Here is a 26,010-nt window from a genome sequence, read left to right on the forward strand (position 1 = left end):
CGCTGACCCCCGGCGCCGTCCTGCGGCGCATCGGACAATCCCTGGTGGTGCTGTGGGCGACCTTCACACTCGCCTTCATCCTGCTCACCGCATTGCCCGGGGACGCCGTGCAGACCCGCTACGCCAACCCGGAACTGGGTCTGTCCCAGCAGGAGATCGCGCAGATGCGCGAAGCCTACGGTGCGGACGAGCCGGTGCTGACCCGCTACTGGAACTCATTGACCGGCATGCTGCGCGGGGATTTCGGGTTCTCGCTGGAGAACGGTACCCCGGTGTCCACCACCCTGGCCGAGGCGCTACCGAGCACGCTGACCCTGGCGCTCACCGGCTTCGTGCTCGCCGTGGTCGTCGCGGTGCTCATCGCCGTCCTGGCCACCTCCGGCCCCTTCGGCTGGATCCGGAGCGCGCTGCGCGCCCTGCCGCCGCTGTTCATCTCACTGCCGGCGTTCTGGCTGGGCATCATGCTCATCCAGACCTTCAGCTTCCAGCTGACCTGGGTCCCGGTGATCCACGCCAGCCCTGTCCAGGAGCTGATCCTGCCGTCGATCGCGCTGGCGCTACCCCTCTCAGCGCCGATCGCCCAGGTCCTGATCCGGGGGATCGACGATGCGACGCGACAGCCCTACGTCACCGTGGTGCGGGCCCGTGGCGCCGGGGAACAGTGGATCCTGTGGCGCAATGTGATGCGCAATGCCCTGCTCCCGGCTCTCACCATCGCCGGGGTCACGTTCGGCGAACTTATTGGCGGCGCGGTGATCACTGAAGCCGTGTTCGACCGCTCCGGTCTCGGCGCGGCCACGGTGGACGCGGTGTCCTACCGGGACACACCGGTCCTCATGGCCGTTGTTGTGCTCGCTGCCGCGGCGTTCATCCTCGTCAACCTCATCGTGGACCTGCTGTACCCGGTCCTCGACGCCCGACTGCGTAGGACGGTGACGGCATGATGACTGCGACCTTACGATCTCTGCGTCCTGGCGTGTGGCTCTCCGGTGCCGTCGTGCTCATCGCCGTCGCCTGGGCACTGGTGCCCGGTCTGTTCGCGTCCGGCGACCCGCTCTCGTCCGGGGAGACCGCGCCGCTGCTTGCCCCCTCCGCCGAGCACTGGTTCGGCACGGACGCTGTGGGCCGTGACCTCTACACCCGCGTGGTGTGGGGTGCACGTCAGTCGCTGGCCGGTGCGCTGCTGGCCGTCCTCGTGGGCATGGTCGCGGGGTCGTTGTTGGGACTGCTCGCGGGTGCGCGCCGCGGCTGGCTCGACGCACTGGTCATGCGCATCGTGGACGTCCTGCTGTCCATCCCGTCGCTGCTGCTCAGCCTCTCCGTGATCATCCTGCTCGGCTACGGTACCTTCAACGCCGCCATCGCCGTGGGCGTCACCAACGTCGCCGTGTTCGCGCGGTTGGCCCGCTCACAGGTGCTCAGCGTCGCCGGCAGTGACTTCGTCGAGGCAGCCTACGGGTCGGGCGGCACCGGTATGCAGGTCCTGTGGCGGCACATTCTGCCGAACTCGCTGACCCCGGTGATCGCGCTGGCGGCCCTGCAGTTCGGCAGCGCGATCCTCCAACTGTCCACCCTCGGCTTCCTGGGTTACGGGGCGCCGCCACCGACACCGGAGTGGGGGCTGATCATTTCCGAAGGACGTGACTTCATCGCCACGTCCTGGTGGCTGACGGTCCTGCCCGGCCTGGCGATCGTCCTGGTCGTCCTGGCCACCAACCATCTCAGCCAGGCGCTGCGGAAGGAGTCCTGACATGAGCGAGCAGAAAGACAGGCAGGACAGGATGGACTGGGACGACGGGTCGTGGCACCCCGACTCCGCCCCCGAATCCGGCTCCGGTGGACGCCGGGACGATTCCGAGGCCCCGTTGCTGGAGATCCGGGATCTGGCCGTGTCCTACCGCACGCGCCGTGGCGATGTCCACGCCGTGAAGGACGTCAACCTCACCGTCCGCCGCGGTCGGGTGACCGCCATCGTCGGCGAATCCGGTTCCGGCAAGTCGACTTCGGCGATGGCAACACTCGGCCTTCTGCCCGCCACCGCCACCGTCAGCGGCGAGATCCTGCTGGAGGGACGCAGTCTGCGCGACCTCGGTCGGCGGGAGTGGCGCATGATCCGCGGCCGTCGCATCGGGCTGATCCCGCAGGACCCCAACAACTCGCTCAACCCGGTGAAGACGATCGGGGAGTCCGTGGGCGAGGGGCTGCGCATCCACCGGCGCGGCAACCGTACCGCGCGCCGGGCGAAGGTCGTGGAGCTGCTCGAGACGGTCGGCATCGACAATCCGGAGCTGCGCTACACCCAGTACCCGCATGAGCTTTCCGGCGGGATGAAACAGCGGGCGTTGATCGCCGCCGCTCTCGCCCTGGAGCCGGACCTGATCATCGCCGATGAGCCGACCAGTGCCCTGGACGTCACGGTGCAGCGCACGATCCTGGACCTGCTGGACCGCATGCGGGCCGACCTCGGCATCGGCGTCCTGTTCATCACCCATGACCTGGCGGTGGCCGGCGACCGGGCCGATGAACTGGTCGTGATGCGTTCCGGCGAGGTCCGGGAGGATGGTCCGACCGACCGCGTTCTCACCGAGCCACGGGACGATTACACACGTCGTCTCCTGGCGGACGCTCCGTCTCTGGTCAGTGCTGTGGAGGCCGCGAGCTACCGCGATGGCGTCCCCGCGGAGAGCAGGAGCCCGCTGCTGCAGGTCACCGGGCTGCGTCAGGAGTTCGGCTCCACGCTGGCCGTGGACGACGTGTCCTTCTCTGTCTTGCCGGGTACCACGCACGCCATTGTCGGGGAGTCGGGGTCAGGGAAGTCCACGGTCGGTCGCGCGGTGACTGCCTTCCGCCGTCCGACCTCCGGTGAGATCCTGCTCGGCGACACCCGGGTGGACGAGCTGGATGTGAGGGGACGCCGTGAACTGCGGCGGCGTGTGCAGATGGTCTACCAGAACCCCTACAGTTCGCTGGATCCCCGACAGAGTATCGGCAGTATCGTCGGCGAGCCGCTGCGGAACCTCTCCGACCTGTCGCGGACAGAGATCCGTAGCAGGGTCGACGAGATTCTCGACCGGGTTGCGCTGGGTTCCGACATGACCGACCGGCGCCCGGCGGAGCTTTCCGGTGGGCAACGCCAGCGCGTCGCCGTGGCCCGCGCGCTGATCCTCGACCCGGATCTCGTGGTCCTCGACGAGGCGGTGTCCGCCCTGGATGTCACGGTGCAGGCGCAGATTCTGCACCTGCTTGATGAACTGCAACGGGATCTCGGGTTGACCTATGTCTTCATTTCCCACGACCTGGCCGTGGTCCGCGAGATCTCCGACACCCTGTCGGTGATGTCCGGGGGACGCCAGGTGGAAACTGGTCGTACCGAGGACATCTTCGAGCATCCGACCAGTGAGTTCACCACCCGACTCCTCGACGCGATCCCGGGGCGGCGCTACCGCTCCGGAGGGCTTAACCTGGGACTATGAGCGACAGCAGCGGAACAGACAGCACAGACATCATCGATTTCCTCGCCGGGATTCACGCCGGCGAGCACGTTGCCGACCTGCGGCGGAACCGCACGCAGGCGCAGACCAATGCACAGCACAGCTTCCGGGTACTGCTGGAAGCGGGGGACGCCGACGGGGACAGTGATGGTGGCTTCACCGACACGGAGCGCTACGTTGTCGCCGCTTTCGTCGCCGGGCTGCACCAAGGGCGCGGTGTGGCCTTCTACACCGACCTGCTCGGTGACGTCGCCGACACTGCGGTCGTCGACGCGGTGACGGAGTCCGTCGACGCCGGACTGACCGTCGGACCGTACGGCACCTACCGCGAACCTGACCTGGTGGGCGAGTCTGTCGGTGGGCCGGAGTTCACAGTGGACCCTCGCGTGCGGGGCGTGCTCGGTGAGAAGCTTGCCGCAGCCCTGGAATTCGCCCACCTGCTGGTCTTTCACCCGCGGGACAGCCGTCCGGAACGGCTGGCACCACTGGCCTGGTGTTGGTGGACGCCGCGGCAGGTCGTGAGCCTGGCGCAGCTGATCTCCTTCCTGTGTTTCCAGCTGCGGGCGGCGGAGGGGCTCGCCGCGGTGAAGGCAGCGGACTCGACGCATGCACCTTTAGGCGACAGCAGCGTTGTCCGCCGCCCTGGCACCGCACAGGAGCCCGGAGGGTTCCCGCCACTCACCGGCGGTGCGTTCGATGTCCTGAGCTACCCGGACCTGCACCGTCCTACCCGGTTCGTCAGCCACAGCCTGGGCTGGCAGCCGTGGGTGCCGCCGGTGGAGGAGAAAGAACTCACCGACCGGCAGCGCACCGCCCTGGTCGACCCTATGCGTGCGAAGTCCGCCTACTTCCGCTTGCTCGCCCACGATCCTGATGCGCTCGAAGCCAGGACGCTGACGGACAAGGACATCTTCTACAACGTCACCGACGGCGCCGGACGCGCCGAGCGTGAGATCTCCGCGGCGGTGACCAGCCGCTACAACGGCTGCGTCTACTGTGCGTCGGTGCACACCGGACGCGCGCTGCAGGAATCCACCGGCCGCGAAGAGGACGTCCAACGGCTCTGTGACGAGGGCGCCGGCGCCGACCTAGGCTCTGAGATGTGGAACGCCATCGCCGAGGCGTCCGTGGCGCTGACCTCGACTCCCGTCAGTTTCGGCGTCGACCATGTCCGTCGTCTCCGCGCCGCTGGGCTGGACGATGGCTCGGTCATCGACGTGATCAACGGGGCCGCCTTCTTCAACTGGGCGAACCGGCTGATGCTGTCCCTCGGGGAACCGGAGCTTCCGGCACGCTTCCGGTAGGGCGTACCGTGGTCGCCATGACAGAATTTCCCACGACTTCCCGCATCGCCATTCCCGGCACCGATCTGGAGATCACCCCGCTGAACCTCGGCGGGAACACCTTCGGCTGGACATCGGACGTCCAGGAGTCCTTCGACGTGCTGGATGCGTTCCTCGCCGCGGGCGGAAACTTCATCGACACCGCCGACATGTACTCCCAGTGGGGCGAGGGGCACTCCGGCGGCGAGTCCGAGACCGTACTCGGCCAGTGGTTCGCCGACCGTGGTAACCGCGACCAGGTGGTGCTGGCGACGAAGGTTGGTGCCATCCAGAGTGCGGCCGGGCTGGCCCATGACACCGTGGTCGCCAACCTCGACAGGTCACTGGAACGGCTGCAGACCGACCGGGTCGACCTTTACTACTACCACTACGATGACGAGTCCGTGGATATCGCCGATCAGGTCCGTACTGCCGCTGAACTGGTCGATTCCGGCAAGGTACGCTATATCGGCCTGTCGAACTACTCCACCGACCGCATGCGTGAGTTCTTCGAGACGGCACGTGAACTGGAGCTCGACCACGCCATCCCGTTGGCCATCCAGCCGCAGTACAGCCTGCTCGCCCGGTCGGACTACGAGGACGGCTACATGCAGGTCGCCGAGGAATACGGCGTCGGCGTGTTCAGCTACTTCTCCCTGGCGTCGGGCCTGCTGACCGGTAAGTACCGGAGCCGTGAGGATCTGGAGGGCGTTGCCCGCGAGGGGCAGACCGGCGGCTACTTCGAGAAGGACGGTAACGATAGGGACCCCTTCACCGTGGTCGATGCCGTGGTGACGGTCGCCGAAGCCCATGACACGGAACCGGCGTCGGTGGCCTTGGCCTGGCTGCTGGCCAAGGGGGTGACCGCCCCGATCGCCTCAGCCCGCACCCCGGAGCAGGTCGCACCGCTGATCGCCGCGACGACACTGCAGCTCAGTGACGAGGAGATCGCCGATCTCGACGCCGCGTCCGACGGTTTCTGAGTAGAATCCGGGGCATGAACACGCATGCTCCGGACAAGAACGCAGGTGGTCCTCAGGGTCTGCCGGTGATCCGCCCTGAGGCCGCCGACGGAGGGGACGCCGGAGAGATCCGGTCGCTCACCGCCGCCGCATTCGATGGCATCGAACAATCTGACGGGCATGAGCCTGCGATCATCGACGCACTCCGTGAGGCGGACGCGCTGACCCTGTCACTGGTCGCGGTGCGTTCGGGGTGGGTGATCGGGCACATTGCCGCGTCGCCGGTGACCCTGACCCGTGCCGACGGCGAGGTTCCCGGCCAGTGGTTCGGGCTTGGTCCGTTGTCCGTGTCTCCCGCCCACCAGGGGGAAGGAATCGGCGCAGCTCTGATGCGGTCAGCGCTTGAGCTCCTCGACACGGAGGAGGGGGCCACCGGGGCTGTCCTCCTCGGCGATCCGACCTACTACGACCGTTTTGGATTCGAGGCGCGTGAGGGGCTCGTCATGGACGGGCTGCCGGAGGAGAGCTCCGCCTACTTCCAGGCATTACGGTTGGACGGGGACCCGTCCTATCCACAGGCGGTGGTGAGCTACCACCCCGCGTTCGGGGCCTAGGTGTGGTGACGCTCGACTGTTTCTCAGGTCTGGTCACCCATTCGTACCCCTTAAGGGGATTAACTGATGAAAGTCCCAGGTCAGTTTCTCTGACGTCGATGATGGGGTGCGATATCCGGTAACACGGCGGACCACCCTGCCATTTGCCTGGATACCGTAGCGGCGGGGCTTCCCCGGTGTGAGCGGCCCGTGACGATAATATGTGGACCGCTATGGATTCGACACAGACGCAACGCCGAAGTCAGTACCGAGGCCACCGCAGGGACATTGATGGCCTGCGTGGTCTGGCGATTGCGTTGGTGGTGGTGTTCCATGTGTTCGTCGGCCGGGTGTCGGCGGGTGTGGACGTGTTCCTGTTGCTGGGTGGGATCTTCTTTTTCAGCCCGCAGATCCGTAATGCGTTGAATCCTGCGGGGTTGACGGTGGTGCAGTCGTTCCTGCGCATCTTCCGCCGCCTGTACCCGGCACTGATCACCGTCGTTACCGTCGCCGTCGTCAGCGCGCTGCTGATCTTCAACAGGGTGCGATGGCCCGAGGTCGGCGAAGACGCCGCCTCATCGCTGCTGTACGTGCAGAACCTCCACCTGGCGAACCTCGGCCAGGAGTACTCCGCGGTCAACCGTGAGGTCAGCGTCTTCCAGCACATCTGGTCGATGTCGGTGCAGATGCAGATCTACCTGGGCTCACTGCTGGTCATTGCGCTGGTGGCGGCGATGTTCCAACGCCATGTCCGCTCTAGTTCACAGGTGTTGCACTGGTTACTGGTGATCGCCACGCTGGCGAGCTTCGGATACGCCACCTGGCTGGGCGGCCATGACCAGGGGGCGAACTACTATTCCCCGTTCTCCCGGTTCTGGGAGATCGGCCTGGGCGGGTTGTTCGGAATCTGGTTGCTGGGACGGGTTCTACCGGCGGCATGGGCACAGCTCCGCCTGGTGGCCGGCGTCGCTGGCCTGGTCCTGATCATCGGGACCGGACTGTTCCTGGATGGCGCAGCCCAGTTCCCCGGGCCCTGGACGTTGGTGCCGCTGGCCGGCGCGATGCTGGTGGTGCTGGCGGGCAATCCCGTGGAAGGGGACGATGCAGAGTCGTCCACGTCGTCCTGGGTGACGGCGTTGTTGTGCGCTGCGCCGTTCCAGTTCCTCGGCCGCATCGCCTACAGCCTGTACCTCTGGCACTGGCCGGCGCTTGTCCTGGTGACGTACCTGATGTCCGACGGCGCCGATGTCGTCGAACCCGGCGGGGGAGCGGGCAGCTTCTTCAACGGCATCACCGCCACTCTCGGAAACGGAGAGGGAATCCTGGTCGGCACCGTGGTGGTCGTGACCTCTGTCCTGCTGGCCTGGGCGACGTACCGCCTCATCGAGACCCCGTTGCGCCAGCGCGCCAAGCCGGCGCGCTCCATGGCGCTGAGCCCGGCCTATGTGCGACAGTCGGTCCGCGGGCGGCGCGGTGTCGTCGGTGGCGTGTCCGCACTGGTCATGGTCATCGCGACGGTCGGCGTCGTCTCTTTCGGGCCCGTCATCGAACACCGCAACGAGCAGGCGGCCGCCACTGAAGCCGATGACGTCGATCCTGCCGACTACCCTGGCCCCGCCGCTTTCCTCGAGGACGTGCCGGTTCCTGATGACATGCCTGTGCAACCTGACCCCGCCGTCGGCGAGGAGGAAATGCTCCCTGACACACAGCCCGACGGCTGCTTCTCCGGGTTCGCCGAATCCAATGTGATCCTCACCCAGCAGTTCAACTCCACCGACACCCCGTGCGCGTACGGCGACGTGGACTCCGACCGCACCATGTACCTCGCCGGCGGATCCCATTCCGAGCACTACCTCAACGCTCTCGAGACGATCGGCGAGGAGCAGGGGATCAAGATCGTCCCCATCCTCAAGATGGGGTGCGTGCTGGGGATGAACCTGCCTCATCTCAGCGGGGACCCGTACCCTGAGTGCGCGGAATGGAACGATAAGGCCCAGCAGTACATTTTCGACAACCCGCCGACGGACGGGGTCTTCATGCCGGTGACACGCCCCACCATGATCGAAGGTGATGGACCGGACATGGTTCCCTTCGAGTACATCGACATGGTTCAGCGGCTCACCGACGCGGGTATCCACACCTGGGGCGTCCGTGACACGCCGTGGCACATGGCCGGGCCCGGTGTCCAGGGCAATGCCCGGCTCTGCGTCGCTGAAGGCGTTGACGGTGACTGCGGTATCGCGGAAGAGGCCAGCATGGCCCCGGTGAACCCGGCCCTGGAGGCATACCAGGGGCTGGACATGACCCCTCTCGACCTCACTCCGGCACTGTGCCGCGACGGCCGCTGCCCCGCGGTCGTGGGCAACGTCCTGGTGTACCGGGACGGGCAGCACTTCACCTCGTTGTTCTCTTCTCTGCTGGCCCCGGAGATCAGTCGGCAGATGTACGACGCGTCCCCGGCACTGCCGGAAACGCCGCTGCCGTAGTTTTCGCACTGCCCGTCGCGGGTGGCATGCTGTACCGGTTATGAACGGCAGAGAACCATTTGTCCAGGAACGGACTGCCCCGGCACCCCGTTCCGCACTCCGACGCACCGACATTGATGGCCTGCGTGGTCTGGCGATTGCGTTGGTGGTGGTGTTCCATGTGTTCGTCGGTCGGGTATCGGCGGGTGTGGACGTGTTCCTGTTGCTGGGTGGGATCTTCTTCTTCAGTCCACAGATCCGTAATGCGCTGAATCCTGCGGGGTTGACGGTGGTGCAGTCGTTCCTGCGCATCTTCCGCCGTCTGTACCCGGCGTTGGTCACGGTGGTGGGGGTGTCCCTCATTGCGGCACTGGTGGTCTACGCGCCGGTGCGCTGGTCAGACGCCGGAATGGATGCTGCGGCATCCCTGCTGTACCTGCAGAACCTGAACCTCAGCGCCCAGGGCAACGACTACGCGTCCATCAGTACCGAGGTCAGCGTCTTTCAGCACATCTGGTCGATGTCGGTGCAGATGCAGATCTACCTGGGGTCGCTCATCGTGATCGCGCTGGTGGCCGTGGTGTTCCGCCGGCGTTCACGACGTGACGACCGGGGGACGTCCCGCGCGGCGACTGGTATGTTCGCCCTCCTGCTGGGTGCAGCCACGCTGGCCAGTTTCATCTACGCCACCTGGTTGAGCGGTCATGACCAGGGAGCGAACTACTATTCGCCGTTGTCCCGGTTCTGGGAGATCGGCCTGGGCGGGCTCTTCGGCATGGTGGTGCTGGGACGCGTCCTCCCGGCGGTGTCGCGGCGACTGCGCCTGATCGCCGGTGTGGTCGGTGTGGCGTTGATCATCTGCACCGGGCTGTTCCTCGACGGTGCGGCGCAGTTCCCCGGGCCCTGGACGCTGGTGCCTCTGGTGGGTGCGATGCTCGTCATCCTCTCCGGTAACCAGGTGGCGGGGGAGCGGGACCCGCGTCCGACCGGTGTGACCGCGCTGTTGTCCACCGCGCCGTTCCAGTTCCTGGGGCGCACCGCCTACAGCCTGTACCTGTGGCACTGGCCGATCCTGACCCTGGCCACCTTCCTCGTCGCCGGTGGCTCAGGCGCCGAGTCATCCACTGAAGCCTCAGGGGGCTCGCCGGCATCCTCGGCGTCCGGTGCGGACGGCCTGCAGGGCGTGACCGCCACTCTGGGCGGAGGAACGGGTGCAGCGGTCGGCGCCGGTGTCATCGGCGTATCGCTGCTGCTTGCCTGGTTGACGCTGCGGCTCATCGAGCTGCCGTTGCAGCAGACCCGCCGTCCCCGACGCTCGTGGGTCGTGGGCGACCGCGCTTACCTGCGCGCCGCAACGCAGAGCAGAGGAAAGGCCTCCGTCGCTGCCGTCATGGTCGTCACCAGTGCCGCCGTGATGGTTTTCGGGCCGACAGTGTCGACCTACAACGAGACCCGCGCCGCCACGCTGGCGACCGAACCTCTCGACGTCGACGATTATCCCGGCCCCGCCGCATTCCTCGCAGACGCCGAGGTTCCGGACGGTGTCGATGTCGTCCCAGACACCACCGAGGTCGGACCCATGATGCCGAAGACCCAGGATGACGGCTGTTTCGCCGGTTTCTCGGAGACCGAACTCATTCTCACCGAGGACTTCAACGACTCCGACGTGCCCTGCGCCTACGGCGACACGGAGGCCGACCGCACGATGTACCTCGCCGGAGGTTCGCACTCCGAGCATTTCCTGCCGGCGCTGGACGAGATCGGGCAGGAGCAGGGCATCAGGATCGTGCCGATCCTGAAGATGGGGTGCGTGGTCGGCATGGCGCTCCCGCGGGTCAGCGGCGACGACTACCCGGAGTGCGCGGAATGGCAGCAGAAGGCACAGGACTACATCGTCGATAACCCGCCGACCGACGGCGTCTTCATGACTGTTACCCGCCCCACCACCATCCGTGGTGACGGGCCGGACCTGATCCCGCCCGAGTACGTCGACGTGATCGGCAGGTTCTCCGACGCAGGTATCCACACATGGGGCGTGCGCGACACCCCCTGGTTGATGACCGGTCCCGGAGCGCAGCTCGATGCCCGGGTCTGTATCGCGGAGGAGCGCGACGGTGACTGTGGGGTCGCGCAGGACGACGCTCTCCTCCCGGCGAACCCCGCGCTCTCCGCGCTGGACGGTCTGGACGTGACCCACGTCGACCTGACTCCGGCAGTGTGCCACGACGGCCGCTGCCCCGGCGTGGTGGGAAATGTGCTGGTCTACCGTGACACCCAGCACCTCACCGACAGGTTCTCCGAGCTGCTGGCACCCGAGATCAGTCGGCAGATGTTCGACCCGGAGGCGCAGGTCGAACAGTCGGAAGCGGCAGAGGCTGCAGAGAACCCAGCGGATGAGGCAGGGCCACGTCCGGGCCCGGACGTTTTCCGTCTGCCGAAGCCCGGTGAGGACGGCTACGTTGAACCGGAGGAGCCGGATGACCCGGAGGGATCGGTCGAGCCGGACGCCGGCTGGGTTGATCCCGGCTACGTGGATCCGGGCTGGGTGGACCCCGGTTATGTAGACCCGGGCTATATCGACCCTGGGTGGGCCCCGGCATACTGATCAGTATGACCTGACCGGAGTGTCGTAGTCGGTTATGGGCTGAGAATCGACTTAATATCTAGTTCGACATGAAGTCGACATACCTAGACTCCGGGACCCGGCCGGCACCCGTCCTCGGTGGACGCCGGTCGGACCGTCGTACCCACCGTCGCGACATCGACGGGCTGCGCGGGCTCGCCATCGCCCTGGTCGTGATCTTCCACGTCTTCGTCGGCAGGGTCTCCGCTGGTGTCGACGTCTTCCTGCTCATCGGCGGCATCTTCTTCTTCGCGCCACAGATCCGCAACGCCCTGAACCCGGACGGACTGACACCCGTGCAGTCCGTCCTGCGCATCGTCCGTCGACTCTATCCGGCGCTACTCACCGTGGTGTCGCTGGTCATGGTACTGACCCCCGTGATCTACCCGGTCTCCCGGTGGGCGCAGGCCGGCGGCGACGCGGCGTCCTCTCTGCTCTACGTCCAGAATCTTCACCTTGCCGCGGAAGGCAAGGAGTACTCCGCCGTCAACCGGGACGTCAGCCTTTTCCAGCACATCTGGTCGATGTCGGTGCAGATGCAGATCTACCTCGGATCCCTGCTGGTCGTCGTGGTGTTGGCTGCCCTGTTCCGACGCAGGGGCCGTGCGGGCTCCCGGATCCTGCACCGCACACTGTCCGCGGCGACCCTGCTGAGCTTCGTCTACGCCGTGTGGCTGGGGATCCACGACCAGGCGGCGAACTACTACTCGCCGTTGTCCCGGTTCTGGGAGATCGGCCTGGGCGGCCTGTTCGGTATCTGGATGGTCGGCCGTGGCATCCCGTGGGTGTGGCGGTGGCTGCGTTGGCCGGCCGGGGTCACCGGTCTGGTACTGATCATCGCCACGGGCCTCGTCCTTGACGGTGCCTCGCAGTTCCCCGGGCCGTGGACGGTCGTCCCGCTGGCCGGTGCGATGCTCGTCATCGTCGCAGGCACGCCGGTCACCGAGCCCGACGGTGACCGTATCCGTGCGGCCGCCGAAGGCCGCACCATCGCCTCGGTCGGGGTGACGCGCCTGCTGGAGAGCCGCCTGTTCCAGTTCCTGGGGAAGACCTCCTACGGGCTGTACCTGTGGCACTGGCCGTTGCTGGTCCTGGCGACCTACCTGTTCTCCGAGTCCACCGGTACGCAGGGGCAGAGTGAGGGGGAGGGGAGCGGCCTCGCCGGCATCACCGCCACGCTGGGAACCGGCCGGGGCGCCGTCGTCGGCACCGGTGTGATCGCCCTGTCACTGCTGTTGGCGTGGGGCACGCACCGGTACGTGGAGACCCCGCTGCGGCAGAAAGGGAAGCCGGAACGCTCCTGGATGCTGTGGGACCGTCGGTACTGGGCGTCCCTGCTGCGGTCCCGGGCGAAGATCGTCACCGTGGCGGTACTGGTCGTCGCCAGCGCGGTGGTGTTGTCCTCGGAGCGACTGGTGCAGATGGGTACCGTCCGCCCCACCCTCGTCGCCGGCGTCGACGGTCCCGAATCCGAGGACTACCCGGGCCCGCGGGCGTTCCTGGAGGACATGCCCGCCCCCGACGGTGTCGACGTGCAGCCCGCCCCGGTCTACGAGCCGGCGACCATGCTGCCGGAGATCTCACTCGACGGCTGCCTGGTCGGGGTCGAGGGGGAGGACCTGATCCTCACCCACGACAAAGGCGACTCGGAGGTCCCCTGCGCCTACGGCGACACGGGTGCCGACCGCACGATGTACCTCGCGGGCGGGTCGCACTCCGAGCACTTCCTGCCGGCACTGGACGCCATCGGGCAGGAGCGGGGCATCAGGATCGTGCCGCTGGTGAAGATGGGGTGCGTCCTCGGCATGAAGATCGAGCGGATGGGTGGCGGAGACTACGAGGAGTGCTACACCTGGCAGCAGAAAGCGCAGGACTACATCCTCGACAATCCGCCGACCGACGGGGTGTTCATGACCTCGACCAGACCCACGGCGCGCACCGGTGCGGGCCCGGACCAGGTTCCGGACGGCTACGTGGACACGGTCCGGACGTTCACCGAGGCCGGCATCCACACCTGGGGTGTGCGGGACAACCCCTGGCGACAGTCCGACGGAACGCTGGGCAACTCGCTGCTGTGCGTCGCGGACGGCGGTGACCCGGACGAGTGCGGGCCGTCTGCCGGCGAGCTCCTTGAGCGCAACCCCGCCCTCGACGCCTACCGCGGACTGGACATCACCCATATCGACCTCACTGCCGCCTACTGCCGGGACGGTATCTGTCCTGCGGTCGTCGGCAATGTGCTGGTCTACCGGGACGGGAACCACTTCACACCGACCTGGGTGACAATGATGGGGCCTGAGCTTGAACGCCAGATGTACGAGCCGGACTCCGCCGAGGAACAGCAACGCGCCGCCGCAGCCGCTGTGCGGACGACGGACGGGACCGGAAACGGTGCGACGGCTCCGGCACTGGCGCCGAAGGACGTGTACCGGCTACCGAAGCCGGAACCGGCTCCCGAACCGGCTCCCGATCCTGCTCCACCTGTCGTCGTGGAGCCTGGGTGGGTCGAGCCGGAATACCTCGTCGATCCCGCTTGGATCGAGCCCGCCTACGCTCCGCCGTACTGAGGTTAACCCGGTCAACCCCGTTCACCTGCGCTATCGTGGATAGCCCGACACCCCCGTGTAACGCTCCGAGGCCTGGATGTGTTCTGAAACCGGAGCGTGGGACGGTATGCTGTACCGCGCCATGAACTCTTCCACCACGCAGCCAGGGACGAACAGAGCGCCCGCCGGACGTCCCCGGCCGTCGCACCGCCGGGACATTGACGGGCTCCGCGGTCTGGCGATCGCGTTGGTTGTCATCTTCCACGTCTTCGTCGGGCGTGTCTCGTCGGGTGTGGACGTCTTCCTGCTCGTCGGCGGAATCTTCTTCTTCGCCCCGCAGATCCGTAACGCGCTGAATCCGTCGGGGCTCACCGTCCTGCAGTCGTTCCTGCGTATCTTCCGGCGCCTCTATCCGGCGTTGATCGCTGTCGTCGGCGTGACGCTCGTCCTGGCTGTGGTGGTCTACGCCGAGGTCCGGTGGGTGAATGCGGGCACGGATGCCACGTCGTCCCTGCTCTATGTACAGAACTTCCACCTGGCCAGTGAGGGCCAGGAGTATACGGCGATCAACCGGGACGTCAGCCTGTACCAGCACATCTGGTCGATGTCGGTGCAGATGCAGATCTATGTCGGCTCTCTACTGGTCATTGCCCTGCTGGCCGCGCTGTTCCGGAAGCGGGCGAAGGCCGGGGCCACGCTGCTGCACTGGTTGCTCGTCGTCGGCACGTTGGCCAGTTTCGGTTATGCCACCTGGCTCGGTCAGCACGACCAGGCTCTGAACTACTATTCGCCGTTGTCCCGGTTCTGGGAGATCGGCCTGGGTGGCCTGTTCGGCATCTGGCTGCTGGGGATCACCATCCCCCGGTCCCTGCGCTGGGTCCGGTGGCCGGCGGGCCTGGTGGGTCTCATCCTGATCATCGTGACCGGTCTGTACCTTGATGGCGCGGCGCAGTTCCCCGGACCCTGGACCCTGGTGCCGTTGGCTGGTGCGATGCTCGTCATCTTCGCGGGGAACCCGGAGTCGACAGACGGCGTCTCGGCTCCCGCACCCTCCACCGGTGTCAGCAGGATGCTGGACGGCCGGATCTTCCAGTTCCTGGGCCGCACCTCCTACAGCCTGTACCTGTGGCACTGGCCGTTGCTGACGCTGGCGACCTTCTGGTTCTCCACCTCCACTGCCTCACAGGCCGGCGGCCTGCGTGGAATCACGGCCACACTCGGGACGCTGGAGGGAGCTGTCGTCGGCACCGGTGTGATCGTGCTGTCATTGCTGCTGGCCTGGCTGACGCTGCGCCTGGTGGAGACACCGTTGCGGCAGAAGTCCAAGCCACACCGGTCGTGGGTGTTGTTCGACCGTGGCTACTGGCGGGCGTCGCTGCGCTCCCGGGGGAAGGTCGTGGCCACCCTGGTGGTCATCCTGGCCTCCGGGGCAGTGTTCGCCTTCGCACCGATCGCCCAGGCCCGTATCGACAACCGTGCCCAGGAACTCGGCGTGCAGGATGTCGACCCCGCCGAGTACCCCGGACCGAATGCCTACCTTCAGGACGCGGACGTCCCCGACGGTCTCCCCGTCCTGCCGGACCCGTCGGACGACGCGCCGATGCTCGCGGAAACCCTGAAGGACGGCTGCCTCGCCCACTTCGACCACACCGACCTGGTGCTGACGAAGTGGTTCAACGAGGAGGACGAACCCTGCGAGTACGGCGACGTCGACTCCGACCGTACGATGTACCTGGTCGGTGGCTCCCACTCCGAGCACTACCTGCCCGCACTGGACCTCATCGCCAAGCAGCGTAACTTCAAGATCGTCCCGATCCTGAAACTGGGCTGTGTCATCGGCATGGACATCCCCAAGTGGGATGGCTCGGACTACCCCGAGTGCCGGGAATGGCAGCAGAAGGCCGAGGACTACATCTTCGAGAACCCGCCGTCGGAGGGCATCTTCATGACGGTCACCCGGCCCACCACCATCGAGGGGGACGGGCCGGACCAGGTGCCGCCGGAGTACGTCGAGATGGTGCGTCGTCTCTCTGACGCCGGTATCCACACCTGGGGCATGCGCGACACCCCCTGGGTCCTGGACTCCCCCGGTGTCCAGGGCAACGCCCGCCTGTGCGTCGCCGAAGACCGTGGTGAGGACTGCGGTGTCGACGAGGCGGAGTCGCTGGCCCCGGTGAACCCCGCCCTGGGCGCCTACCGCGGTCTTGACCTGACGAACATCGACGTCACCGATGCGGTGTGCCGGGACGGGCGCTGTCCCGGCGTCGTCGGCAACGTCCTAGTCTACCGTGACGCCCAGCACTTCACGAACCTCTTCGCTGCGATGCTCGCCCCGGAGATCTCCCGCCAGATGTACGACCCGGAGGCTCTGGAGGAGTCCCGTCGTGCGGCGGAGGAGTCGGAGAATGTGATGCCTGCGACGCCGGAGGGTGAGGTACAGAAGGACGTCTTCCGTCTGCCGAAGCCAGGCGAGGAAGGCTACCTCGAGGATCCGGGGGCCGACACAGGGGATGAACCTGCCGCGCCACCTGCCCCGCCCGTCCCCGATCCCGCGCCTGCACCGGACCAGGGGTGGGTTGATCCGGGCTGGAGCGACCCCGGTTACGTGGATCCGGGATATGTGGACCCAGGATGGGTCGATCCCGGCTACGTCGATCCGGGCTACGGTTACGCACCGCCCTACTGACCGGCGCGGTCCGGATCAGCTTTCGGCGGTCCCGTCGCTGTCGCTGGCGTCCATGAGATCCTGGACAGTGGCGAACTCGTCCAGACCGAAACGTTCCAGCATGCCCTCGGAACCGTCGGACGGCCATACGTCGGCCCCGGCAACCGGGAGGAAGCCCAGGGAGTCACCGTCAGGCAGACAGAAGATCACGGTGTCCATGGCGGTCAGGTTCAGCAGCGCGTCGCCCAGCAGGTCCGTGGGGAAGAGGGTCACGAGGATCACGTCGGCCGGCCCCTCGGCACCGTCCATCGCGGCGTCTCCGGTGCCGTCGCTGTCCGCGTCGCCGTCCCCGGCCACGAGGGCAGGGAGGGACGTCCTGATCTCAGGGGTGGATCGGATGCCCTCCAGATAGGCCTGAGCCAGGTTCTGCCGGTGGAGTCGTTGGTTGGTGTCGTCGTCCTGCAGGGAGCGCACATACATCGAGGCAGCGGTGCGGGGCATCCCCTCCGGACTCGTCTCCTGGTCGACGGCCCATTCAGCGTAGCTGCGCATCGCAGGTTTCTCCTCACCGGAGAGGAACTGCAGGTCACGGTTCGCGGCGTACTTGGCCTCGGAGAGCTTCTGTGCGCTGCCGGTCATCGGGGCGTTGATGCCGTAGTAGGTCCACTGCGGGGCGCTTGTCGGATCATGTCGGAACACGACCTGGGCCACGGAATCGGCTGCGGGGCCGGACTCACTCATCGTCGGTGCCTCCGTTCATCCCGGTACGCTGGAGAACGGCGACCATGAAGTCACCCTCCCCGAAGGGCTGCAGCTCCCAGGACGAGAACCGCTGGACGGTGTGCAGCCCCGCTGCAGCGACATCCTGCTCGAAAGCCTCGACGGAGCGGCCCCGGGACAGGCCGAAACCGACGACAAGGCGTCCGCCCGGTGCCAGGCGAGATGCCAGGACGCCGAGTGCCTGCCGGTGGGCGGCGTCGGGGATGAAGGCCAGGACGTTGCCGGCGGAAACGATGAGGTCGAAAGGGCCGGTCGGGACATCATCGGAAGACGCGAGGTCGCCGACGTTCCAGTCAACGCCGGAGCCGACGTAGCGCTCACGGGCATAGTCGACGAGCTGAGGATCGATGTCGACGGCGGTGACGACATGACCACGGGCAGCGAGGCTCACAGCGACGCGTCCCGTCCCGGAGCCTGCGTCGAGGATGCGGGCGTGACGTGAGGCCATTGCATCGATCAGGCGTGCCTCGCCGTCGATATCCTTGCCCTCGTGTTCGAATCCTTCCCACCGGGCGATGTAGCGCTGCGAGTGGGCCGGGTCGGCCCCGGTCACGGATGCCCAGGTGGTGGAGGAGTTTCCTGTCGCCGGTCTGGGCTCAGGCACTGACGGTACTGACATGGGCTGGATCGGACTCATGCCCACCAGTATGCCAGCACACCGGTGGGGTGGGAACGGGCACGGTCGTCACCTCACGGTGTCGAGGATCTCCTGTGCCGTCGCCAGACAGGTCTCGCGGTCGGCGTCGACGAGCCCGATACGGGAGCGACGGTCGATGAGGTCCTCCACGGTCAGCGCACCTTCGTGGGTGACATGCCAGGCGAACTCCGCGCGGACGGTGTCGATGCCCGGCGCCACCGGTTCCAGCGGACGGTCCACCGGGCAGGTCCGCAGGACAGCCGGGGCCTCATGGCCGAAGCGGGCGATCATCGAGTCCGGCAGGCCGGCAAGGTCACTGGAACGCACCTCCTCGACTCCCGGAGCACCGGGCGCACCCACCAGCGGAATGGACGTCGTGAGGCACGGGCCAGGCGCGGAGCCGGTGGCGCGGAGCTTCTCGGCGACGAGGTCCACAGTCTGTTCCGCCATCAGCCGGTACTCGGTGAGCTTTCCGCCGGTGACGGTGATGAGGTTGGCGTCCTCGCCCTCTCCGGTGAGGATGACATGCTCGCGGGACAGGTCGGCGGTGGAGGAGGGGCCGCCCTCACCACGATCGTTGAACTGCACCAGGGGCCGCAGCCCTGCGAAGGCACCGAGGACGTCGTCCGTGGTGAGATCCACGGCGAGGGCCTGGTTGACCACATCGAGGATCCACTGCACGTCCGAGTCAGGGACGTCGGGGACATCCGGGATGGTCTCGGTGCCGAGATCTTCGTCGGTGATGCCGACATAGCAGCGTCCGAGCTGCTCCGGGAGGATGAAGCAGAATCGGCTGCTGTGACCGGGAACCGGCACGGTCAGTGCGCCGGTGGGGTTGCCGACGGCGGCGGCGTCGATGACCAGGTGGGTGCCGCGGGAGGGTCGTACGGTGACCTGGGGATCGAGGTGACCTGCCCAGACCCCGGTGGCATTGACCACCGCGCCCGCAGTGACGGTGACCGGGGACGAATCAGCGTCCAGGCCGTCCTGCAGGACGACCGTCCGCCCGTGCGCCTCGACGGCACGGCAGTGGGTGACCACCCGGGCACCGTATCCTGCGGCGGTGCGCACCAGGGCGGTGACCAGGCGGGCGTCGTCGATGAGCTGCCCGTCGTGGTTGACGTAGCCGAACCGCAGGTCAGAAGTATCGACCGCGGGGCAGAGCTCAGCGACACGGTGCCGGCTGATCGTCCGTGAGGGCGGAAGGGTGGTTGACGGGGTGCGCGCAGCGATACGGAGCGCGTCGCCGGCGATGAACCCGACTCGCGGGGCAGTTTTCTGTCCCCGGGTGTAACGGTCCTGGACCGGCACCACCTGGGTGACGGCGTGGGTGAGGTGCGGGGCTGTGGTGCCCATGAGGATGCCGCGTTCCAGGGCAGAGCGCCGGGCGATGCCGACGTTTCCGGTGGCGAGGTAGCGCAACCCGCCGTGCGCGAGCTTGGAGGACCACCGGGACGTGCCGAAGGCGATGTCGTGGGCGTCCACGATCAGAACGTCCAATCCGCGGGTCGCCGCGTCCAAGGCAACGCCGGCGCCGGTGACACCGGCACCGATGACTACCAGGTCGACGTGAGCCTGTCCGCCGCGCAGCGCCGCGAGGTCCTGCGTTCGCCGTGCGGCGTCGAGGCGTGCGGAGTCGGGCCGGAAAGTGGGCCGGGGTGTGCTCATGCCCAGCAGTGTATCGGTATGGCGGTTTCGTCGCGGCGAAGTCGTCGGACCGGGTATGTTTTCATCCATGAACACTGTGAGCTCCGTGCCCGTGCCACCTATGAAGTTCAACCTGTGGGGCACCGTCGATGAAGCCAAGCCGCTGGGTGACTCGACCCGGTCCATGCTCGGCACCCTCATGGGAGTACAGGAGGACGCCTCCGGGACAGCTGCGAAGGATCTGCCGGTGGAGGCGGTCACATTGAGTCCGGTCCGGCTGTCGGACGCCGACCTGCAGGCCTTCGCCGACATCGTCGGTGAAGCCCATGTGTCCGTTGACGACGATCAGCGTGCCCCGCGAGCCCGCGGGAAGTCATCGCTGGACCTGCTGGAATGGCGCGCCGGACGCTCGCATGTCATCTCTGCGCCAGATGCGGTTCTCGCGCCGGGGAGTGATGAGGAGGTGCTGGCGATCCTGGAGTTCTGCTCTGCGGAGGGCATCGCCGTAGTCCCCTTCGGGGGCGGCACCTCTGTCGTCGGCGGGTTGACCCCGACCGACACCGACGGGACGCGCACCTTCCGCGCGGTGGTCAGTCTGGACCTGGCCCGGTTCGACGAGCTGACGGACGTGGACGCCGAGTCCGGCTTGGCGACCCTCGGTGCCGGACTGACCGGACCTGCGGCCGAACTACTGCTGGCCGAGCACGGACTGCAGATCGGCCACTACCCACAGTCGTTCCCCTACGCCACGATCGGTGGTTACGCAGTGACACGTTCCTCCGGGCAGAACTCCGCCGGATACGGACGTTTCGACGATATGGTGCGTGAACTCACCATGGTGACGCCGGTCGGTGTGATGGCTGTCGGTCACGCCTCACCGGCGTCCGCCGCCGGTCCGGACCTGCGGGAGCTGGTGATGGGGTCAGAGGGGACCTTCGGTGTGGTCACCAGGGTCCGGTTGCGCGTCCACCCGGTCCCCCAGGTCAAGCGCTACGAGGCCTTCACTTTCCCCGACTTCACCACCGGGGTGGCGGCACTGCGCGCGGTGAAACAGACCGGCACCGGGCCGACGGTGATCCGCCTATCGGACGAGATCGAGTCCTCGATCAACCTGTCCTCCGGAGACAAGGCGGGTGAATCCAGTGCGCCGCCCGGGTGCATGTGCATCACCATGTACGAGGGTACCGAGGAGCATGCCGCATCCCGCCACAAGGAGACCCGAGACCTGCTGCTTTCCTTGGGGGCGACGAGTGTGGGGGAGGAGCCCGCCCGTCACTGGGAACAGGGACGGTTCAATGCCCCGGTACTGCGCGACTCCCTGCTGGACTCCGGTGCGCTGTGCGAAACCCTCGAGACCTGCACCGACTGGTCCAATGTTCCGCGGTTGAAGAAGGCCGTCGGCGAGGCCCTGGCGTCCACGTTGAACGGGTCGGGCACCATGGCGTTGATCATGTGCCATGTCTCGCACGTCTACGCCGAGGGCTGCTCGTTGTACTTCACCATCGTCGCCGCGCAGAAGGGCGATCCGGTCGCGCAGTGGCGCACGGCGAAGACCGCGGTGACCAGCGCGCTCACCGAGAACGGTGGCACGGTCACGCATCACCACGCTGTCGGCGCCGACCACCGCCCCTTCATGTCGGCGGAGATCGGGGAACTCGGTGTGGAGATCCTGCGGGCGGTGAAGAACCGTCTCGACCCGGCCGGCATCCTCAACCCCGGAACCCTGATCGGAGCATCCTGATGAGCAGTTACGAGGTCGGACACGTTGACCTGAAGCGCATCGCGCTGTTGACCAATCCTTACGCGGGGAAAGGTGGTGCGGGCACGGCGGCCGAGGTGGCGAGGGATCGCTTCGCCGACCACGGCATTGACGTGGTCAGCATCCAGGGCGCCTCGCCCGAGGGAGCCCGCGAGTTGGCTGGACGCATGGTCGCCGAGGACGAGATCGACGCGTTGGTGGTGTGCGGTGGCGACGGGCTGATCAACCTTGCCCTGCAGGAACAGGCCGGGTCGTCCACTCCGTTGGGCATCATTCCGGCGGGCACCGGCAATGACCATGCCCGGGAATACGGCATCCCCACCCATCCTCGACGCGCGGCGGATGTGGTGGCCCGGGGTTTCTGTACGACGACTGACCTGGGGAGGATGCGTAATGACACCGGTGACGAACACTGGTTCGGCACCATCGCCTGTGCCGGGTTCGACTCGCTGGTCTCTGACCGGACGAACCGCATCAGATGGCCGAAGGGCCAGATGCGTTACAACATCTCCATCGTCGCGGAGTTCCTCAACTTCCACTCGATTCCGACCCGGCTCGTCCTGGACCCGGAGACCGCAGACGAGCGGATCATCGAGGAGAACATGACCCTGGTCGCGATGGGTAACACGAAGAGCTACGGCGGTGGCATGCTCATCTGCCCTGATGCCGACCACCATGACGGCATCCTGGACATCACCGTGCTGGAGCGGATGAACCGGGTGAAGGCTGCACTGAAGTTCATCAAGATCTTCGACGGAAGCTTCGTCGAGGAGAAGGGTGTGAACACCTACCGGGCGAAGAAGGTGCGCATCGAGATGACCGACCGCGGGGGCGAGCACATCAACGGCTACGCCGACGGGGACAGGTTCGCTCCGTTGCCGATGGAGGTTGAGGTCGTGCCGGGGGCGGGACGTTACCTGGTACCGAGGCCGTAGGTGGGCGCGCTTCCTGAGACGAACGCGTGAGGGTGGTCTGATCGTCTGAAAACACCCTGGAATGCTCGACTCAGGTGCTGTTAGTGGGCGGACGGCACCCCGGCGGCGATCTTCGCGGCGTCGATACCGTTGGTCCGGGTCAGAGTCGCGCGGGTGACCGGACGGGATACGACGGGCGCAGGGGAGGAACTCCCGCCCTTCTTCCCGCTGGACCCGGTGAGCTTCCGGATGACCTTCGCCGCCACGACAGGATGGTCGATCTGGGCACGGGTGACGCGGGCGTTGAGCATGTTCGGGAGCTTCATAACCGATGATTCTATGCCACCGGAACCGCTATTCTCGGGCATATGACCAATAAGACAGACAGTTCAGCACGCCGCCTCGCCATCGTGACCGGGGCATCCGCCGGTATCGGTGAAGCTACCGCCGTCGCCTTGGCTGCCGACGGATGGGACGTCGTCCTCGCGGCACGGCGCCCCGAGAAGCTCCGGGAGGTGGCCGACCGGATTGCCCGGGATGCTCCGGAGGCGACCAGCCATGTGGTGGAGGTCGACGTCACGGACCGGCAGAGTGTTGATGCACTGGCCTCGGCCGTGCATGATCTCGGTGGTGCCGATCTCCTGGTCAATAACGCCGGTGGTGCCCGAGGGCTCGATGCAGTGCTGGACGGTGATGTCGAGGACTGGCGGTGGATGTACGAGGCCAACGTCATCGGCACACTTCAAGTCACGCAATCCCTGTTCCCGGAGCTGACCAGGACCGCAGCACCGCAGGTCATCAATGTGGTCTCCATCGCCGGCCGGTGGGGGTACCGCGGAGGTGCGGGGTACAACGCCGCGAAGTTCGGGGAGACCGCATTGACCGATGTGATGCGCATGGAATTCGCGGAGAAAGGCGTGCGTGTCTGCCAGATCGACCCGGGCCGGGTGGCGACGGATTTCAGCCTCAACCGGTTCAAGGGCGACGAGGAGCGGGCACAGCAGGTATACGAGGACGTGCTCAACCTCACGGCGAAGGACATTGCGGAGACGATCCGCTGGGTGGCGGACCGTCCGGCACATATGGATGTGGACACCATCATGATTCGGCCGACGGACCAGGCGTAGCTGGTCTCGGTCCGAGCCTGGTCAGCTGGCGGAGGTCACTCGTGCGGCCTCGCGCCCGGCGTCCGACGGAGCAATGCCGTCCTTCATGCCAGCGAGTTTGGCGTTGATATTGTCAGCGACAGTGATCGGGGGATATCCGGCTGCGCAGTCACCCGCTGCGGCACCTTCACATCCGGGGAGGGTTTCGATGACGGCGTCGTGGTTGCCGTCGAAGAAGAATGCCGCTGACCTTCGTCGGATAATCCGGCCGTTCACGACCGGCGGGTCGACGCGGTGCACGGTGGACATCCATCGGTCGTTTGTCCAGCGGGCCATGGCGTCGCCGAGATTGACGATCAGTGCCCCCTCCGCCGGTTCGATGGCGTGCCACGCCCCCTCCCGGTCGAGGACCTGCAGGCCGGGGACACGGTCGGCCCAGAGCACGGTGAGTATGCCGAAGTCGGTGTGAGCACCCATGCCGGTCAGCTCGCCGGTGAGGTCAATATCGCCCTCCGGCAGCGTGTAGTGGTTCATCTTCAGCGCGTCGATGGAATGGTCCACCATCTCATCGAAGTAGCCGGACGACAGGTTCAACGCATCGGTGAATGCGGTGAGCAGGGCGCGGGAGACCCGACTGGCCTCGCGGAACCAGGCCTCTACGGCAGGACGGAAAGACGGGGTGATCTCGGTCGGCCAGGAGTTGTCGGGGTAGCTGGTTTCGGGGAGCTCGAGCCCGGGGAACCAGGACCGTTCGGAGCCGACGGTGATCGCCTCGTAGAAGTCGTTCATCTGGTTGGCGGAGGCCACCCCGAGGCTCATGCTCAGTGACTCGCTCTTCGGTGGGCTGTAGCCGCGGTTCTCGCCGGGGCGGGTGTAGGACTTCTTGGCGTCCAGCGGCTGGCCGAAGAAGTCGTCGAGAGCGCCGGCGAGACCCGCCTCGACATCGGATGGGATGCCGTGACCGATGATCTGGAGGAAGCCTACGTCGGTGCAGGCCTCGTCGAGCTGGCGGGCGACTGCGGCGCGGGCCTCCTGAACTGCGGGGTCGGTGTGATCGAGCCCGCCGGAGACGTGGAGGTAGGGGGAGATGTCGATGACGGGAACGGTGATGCTCATGAGATGTCCTCACTGATGAACCGGGGGTCGAAGAGGTTGTCGGCGGGAATGTCCTCGGGGAGGTCGGATCCGGAGTCGTTCAGCACCGGGATCAGCATGTCGATGGCGGACTGGGCCTTGTCCATGTCGTAGCTTCCCCAGATGCCGTCGTCACCAGGGGCGATGATGTCCTCGTCGCGCAAGGTCTCTGCGGAGGCGGCAGCCTCCTCGGCGGTGTACGGGTTGAAGGCGTTGTCGCTGCCGACCCAGTCGATGATCAGGGCATTCGTCGTCTGCGGGTCCTCCACGTAGTTCTTCCCGGTCTGCTGGACCATGGGTACCAGCTTCTCCAGGCAGTCGGACATCTCCTCGATCCGTTCGGGCCGCACGGTGAGGTTCGCCCCGTACGTGTCGTAGCCGACGTCACGGACGAGCTGGTAGTCCACGGGTTTCATCCAGGACTCGACCTCGTTTTCGTAACGGTAGGGTTCGGAGTTCGCGAAGCCCTGCTGGGCGATGGTCGGGTCGGCGACGAACCGGGCGGGCGCTCCGTCGTAGCTGGTGTCGAGCTGGTCCTGATCGAGCAGGCCCTCTGCGACGAGCCAGCGGGGGAAGACCTGGTCCTGCGAGACGACCACTGGAGTGTCGGTACCGCCGATGTCCTCGATGCCCTCCCAGTCGGGGTGGGTCTCCGGATCCCACATGACGATGGAGGGGTTGGTCTTCAACAGTGGGGTCAGTCCCACCACGCGCTGACTGTCGGCGGCGACGACCATCTGGTCCTGATGGACGAGCCCGAGATCGATGGATTCGTCGGTGTACATCTGGTCGGGCACGGACTGAAATCCGATGGACGCCCCGCCGGCGCGCAGGGTGAGATCGACACCGGTGTCCCCACCGTCGAACACCAGGGAACCGGAGGCCGACTTGGACTCGTTGTCGACGGCGTAGTCTGCCCCCATCAACCCGATCACCCCGGCCTGGTCCGACTGGGGTTGCCACTGCAGCTGGATGTCGATGTTCTCCGGGCAGACGTCGTCGAGGCGGTACTCTTCGGCGGTGGGCTCGATGTCGACGTTCGCCCCGGAACCGGAGTCGTCCGAGCAGGCGACGAGTCCGGTGGTCAATGCAGCCGTGCCGAGCGCGGCGGCGAGTGTTCGTGTGGTGCGGTGTGCAGTCATGTTCTCTCCTCGTGGACGATTGCATGTAAATCTAGGTTGAGACATGATTGCCCGCTAGTCCTTGACCGCAGAGAGATTTGTGAAGATGCCGTCGTTCTTGGACGATGTTTTCCGCAAAATAGCTGGTCGAAAACGTGTACTGCGACAGGCGACAGGCGGAGCGTGCGAAGATATGGAGATCAGGATTTAACCTGGGAAACCATGCTGTAATACATGTAATAGCT

At 66.5% G+C, this 26,010-nt stretch carries 19 protein-coding genes; 13 read left to right on the forward strand and 6 right to left on the reverse strand.

Translation table 11 applies throughout. From position 1 onward, the window contains the following. Positions 1-2: 2 nt before the first annotated feature. The 10 genes from CGLY_RS01145 to CGLY_RS01190 all read left to right on the forward strand — a co-directional run bounded on the left by CGLY_RS01145 (position 3) and on the right by CGLY_RS01190 (position 16,688). Positions 3-944, forward strand: a complete 942-nt coding sequence (locus CGLY_RS01145; RefSeq protein WP_038550792.1) for an ABC transporter permease — start codon at positions 3-5, stop codon at positions 942-944. Further along, complete coding sequence (locus CGLY_RS01150; protein ID WP_038545382.1) at positions 941-1,750, forward strand: ABC transporter permease; 810 nt, start codon at positions 941-943, stop codon at positions 1,748-1,750. Before CGLY_RS01145 ends, CGLY_RS01150 begins: the two co-directional genes overlap by 4 nt. Before the next feature lies 1 nt (position 1,751). After that, the gene (locus tag CGLY_RS01155; RefSeq protein WP_227590328.1) at positions 1,752-3,473 is read left to right on the forward strand and encodes a dipeptide ABC transporter ATP-binding protein; all 1,722 of its coding nucleotides are present in this window, start codon (positions 1,752-1,754) and stop codon (positions 3,471-3,473) included. Further along, the gene (locus CGLY_RS01160) at positions 3,470-4,795 is read left to right on the forward strand and encodes an alkylhydroperoxidase domain protein (protein ID WP_038545385.1); all 1,326 of its coding nucleotides are present in this window, start codon (positions 3,470-3,472) and stop codon (positions 4,793-4,795) included. Before CGLY_RS01155 ends, CGLY_RS01160 begins: the two co-directional genes overlap by 4 nt. Before the next feature lie 17 nt (positions 4,796-4,812). Beyond that, positions 4,813-5,796 (forward strand): aldo/keto reductase, encoded by a 984-nt coding sequence (locus tag CGLY_RS01165; RefSeq protein WP_038550796.1) that lies wholly within the window; start codon positions 4,813-4,815, stop codon positions 5,794-5,796. A gap of 14 nt (positions 5,797-5,810) precedes the next feature. Then, positions 5,811-6,389, forward strand: coding sequence for a GNAT family N-acetyltransferase (locus tag CGLY_RS01170; protein WP_052539425.1), 579 nt, complete (start codon positions 5,811-5,813; stop codon positions 6,387-6,389). A 212-nt stretch (positions 6,390-6,601) separates the two neighbouring features. Further along, positions 6,602-8,854: an acyltransferase family protein gene (locus CGLY_RS01175; RefSeq protein WP_052539427.1), complete on the forward strand. Its 2,253-nt coding sequence runs from the start codon at positions 6,602-6,604 to the stop codon at positions 8,852-8,854. A gap of 40 nt (positions 8,855-8,894) precedes the next feature. Then, the gene (locus CGLY_RS01180; RefSeq protein ID WP_081803717.1) at positions 8,895-11,438 is read left to right on the forward strand and encodes an acyltransferase family protein; all 2,544 of its coding nucleotides are present in this window, start codon (positions 8,895-8,897) and stop codon (positions 11,436-11,438) included. 68 nt (positions 11,439-11,506) lie between these two features. Beyond that, a complete protein-coding gene (locus CGLY_RS01185) occupies positions 11,507-14,023 on the forward strand; it encodes an acyltransferase family protein (protein WP_081803718.1) in 2,517 nt (838 codons plus the stop codon). Between the two features lie 121 nt (positions 14,024-14,144). Further along, a complete protein-coding gene (locus tag CGLY_RS01190; RefSeq protein WP_081804000.1) occupies positions 14,145-16,688 on the forward strand; it encodes an acyltransferase family protein in 2,544 nt (847 codons plus the stop codon). 15 nt (positions 16,689-16,703) lie between these two features. Here CGLY_RS01190 and CGLY_RS01195 read toward each other — a convergent pair whose 3' ends face one another. The 3 genes from CGLY_RS01195 to CGLY_RS01205 all read right to left on the reverse strand — a co-directional run bounded on the left by CGLY_RS01195 (position 16,704) and on the right by CGLY_RS01205 (position 19,752). Then, positions 16,704-17,408 (reverse strand): hypothetical protein, encoded by a 705-nt coding sequence (locus tag CGLY_RS01195; protein ID WP_038545387.1) that lies wholly within the window; start codon positions 17,406-17,408, stop codon positions 16,704-16,706. Further along, entirely contained in the window at positions 17,401-18,066 is a 666-nt protein-coding gene (locus CGLY_RS01200; protein ID WP_052539428.1) for a class I SAM-dependent methyltransferase, read from the reverse strand. The genes CGLY_RS01195 and CGLY_RS01200 overlap by 8 nt, the downstream gene beginning before the upstream one ends. Positions 18,067-18,132: 66 nt before the next feature. Next, positions 18,133-19,752 carry a glycerol-3-phosphate dehydrogenase/oxidase gene (locus CGLY_RS01205; protein WP_038550809.1) on the reverse strand — a complete coding sequence of 540 codons (1,620 nt, stop codon included), beginning with the start codon at positions 19,750-19,752 and terminating at the stop codon, positions 18,133-18,135. 67 nt (positions 19,753-19,819) lie between these two features. Between CGLY_RS01205 and CGLY_RS01210 the strand changes: the two genes are divergently transcribed. Together CGLY_RS01210 and CGLY_RS01215 are read left to right on the forward strand one after the other, a co-directional pair. Continuing rightward, the gene (locus tag CGLY_RS01210) at positions 19,820-21,472 is read left to right on the forward strand and encodes an FAD-binding oxidoreductase (protein ID WP_227590329.1); all 1,653 of its coding nucleotides are present in this window, start codon (positions 19,820-19,822) and stop codon (positions 21,470-21,472) included. After that, positions 21,472-22,425 (forward strand): diacylglycerol kinase, encoded by a 954-nt coding sequence (locus CGLY_RS01215; RefSeq protein ID WP_038545396.1) that lies wholly within the window; start codon positions 21,472-21,474, stop codon positions 22,423-22,425. Before CGLY_RS01210 ends, CGLY_RS01215 begins: the two co-directional genes overlap by 1 nt. Before the next feature lie 80 nt (positions 22,426-22,505). On the opposite strand, the gene CGLY_RS01220 is transcribed toward CGLY_RS01215, so the two are convergent. After that, positions 22,506-22,730, reverse strand: coding sequence for a hypothetical protein (locus tag CGLY_RS01220; protein WP_038545399.1), 225 nt, complete (start codon positions 22,728-22,730; stop codon positions 22,506-22,508). Between the two features lie 42 nt (positions 22,731-22,772). On the opposite strand from CGLY_RS01220, the gene CGLY_RS01225 reads away from it, so the two are divergent. After that, positions 22,773-23,531, forward strand: coding sequence for an SDR family oxidoreductase (locus CGLY_RS01225; RefSeq protein WP_038545402.1), 759 nt, complete (start codon positions 22,773-22,775; stop codon positions 23,529-23,531). Between the two features lie 21 nt (positions 23,532-23,552). Here CGLY_RS01225 and CGLY_RS01230 read toward each other — a convergent pair whose 3' ends face one another. Both CGLY_RS01230 and CGLY_RS01235 read right to left on the reverse strand, forming a co-directional pair. Beyond that, positions 23,553-24,626 (reverse strand): isopenicillin N synthase family dioxygenase, encoded by a 1,074-nt coding sequence (locus tag CGLY_RS01230; RefSeq protein ID WP_038545404.1) that lies wholly within the window; start codon positions 24,624-24,626, stop codon positions 23,553-23,555. Next, the gene (locus CGLY_RS01235; RefSeq protein WP_038545407.1) at positions 24,623-25,786 is read right to left on the reverse strand and encodes a hypothetical protein; all 1,164 of its coding nucleotides are present in this window, start codon (positions 25,784-25,786) and stop codon (positions 24,623-24,625) included. The genes CGLY_RS01230 and CGLY_RS01235 overlap by 4 nt, the downstream gene beginning before the upstream one ends. Between the last annotated feature and the right edge of the window lie 224 nt (positions 25,787-26,010).

Source organism: Corynebacterium glyciniphilum AJ 3170 (assembly GCF_000626675.1).
Taxonomy (GTDB): Bacteria; Actinomycetota; Actinomycetes; order Mycobacteriales; family Mycobacteriaceae; genus Corynebacterium; species Corynebacterium glyciniphilum.

Coding starts and splice junctions, on each gene's coding strand:
- CGLY_RS01150 (WP_038545382.1), top strand. CDS start 941: ATGATGACTGCGACCTTACGATCTCTGCGTCCTGGCGTGTGGCTCTCC.
- CGLY_RS01155 (WP_227590328.1), top strand. CDS start 1,752: ATGAGCGAGCAGAAAGACAGGCAGGACAGGATGGACTGGGACGACGGG.
- CGLY_RS01160 (WP_038545385.1), top strand. CDS start 3,470: ATGAGCGACAGCAGCGGAACAGACAGCACAGACATCATCGATTTCCTC.
- CGLY_RS01165 (WP_038550796.1), top strand. CDS start 4,813: ATGACAGAATTTCCCACGACTTCCCGCATCGCCATTCCCGGCACCGAT.
- CGLY_RS01170 (WP_052539425.1), top strand. CDS start 5,811: ATGAACACGCATGCTCCGGACAAGAACGCAGGTGGTCCTCAGGGTCTG.
- CGLY_RS01175 (WP_052539427.1), top strand. CDS start 6,602: ATGGATTCGACACAGACGCAACGCCGAAGTCAGTACCGAGGCCACCGC.
- CGLY_RS01180 (WP_081803717.1), top strand. CDS start 8,895: ATGAACGGCAGAGAACCATTTGTCCAGGAACGGACTGCCCCGGCACCC.
- CGLY_RS01185 (WP_081803718.1), top strand. CDS start 11,507: ATGAAGTCGACATACCTAGACTCCGGGACCCGGCCGGCACCCGTCCTC.
- CGLY_RS01190 (WP_081804000.1), top strand. CDS start 14,145: ATGAACTCTTCCACCACGCAGCCAGGGACGAACAGAGCGCCCGCCGGA.
- CGLY_RS01195 (WP_038545387.1), bottom strand. CDS start 17,408: ATGAGTGAGTCCGGCCCCGCAGCCGATTCCGTGGCCCAGGTCGTGTTC.
- CGLY_RS01200 (WP_052539428.1), bottom strand. CDS start 18,066: ATGTCAGTACCGTCAGTGCCTGAGCCCAGACCGGCGACAGGAAACTCC.
- CGLY_RS01205 (WP_038550809.1), bottom strand. CDS start 19,752: ATGAGCACACCCCGGCCCACTTTCCGGCCCGACTCCGCACGCCTCGAC.
- CGLY_RS01210 (WP_227590329.1), top strand. CDS start 19,820: ATGAACACTGTGAGCTCCGTGCCCGTGCCACCTATGAAGTTCAACCTG.
- CGLY_RS01215 (WP_038545396.1), top strand. CDS start 21,472: ATGAGCAGTTACGAGGTCGGACACGTTGACCTGAAGCGCATCGCGCTG.
- CGLY_RS01220 (WP_038545399.1), bottom strand. CDS start 22,730: ATGAAGCTCCCGAACATGCTCAACGCCCGCGTCACCCGTGCCCAGATC.
- CGLY_RS01225 (WP_038545402.1), top strand. CDS start 22,773: ATGACCAATAAGACAGACAGTTCAGCACGCCGCCTCGCCATCGTGACC.
- CGLY_RS01230 (WP_038545404.1), bottom strand. CDS start 24,626: ATGAGCATCACCGTTCCCGTCATCGACATCTCCCCCTACCTCCACGTC.
- CGLY_RS01235 (WP_038545407.1), bottom strand. CDS start 25,786: ATGACTGCACACCGCACCACACGAACACTCGCCGCCGCGCTCGGCACG.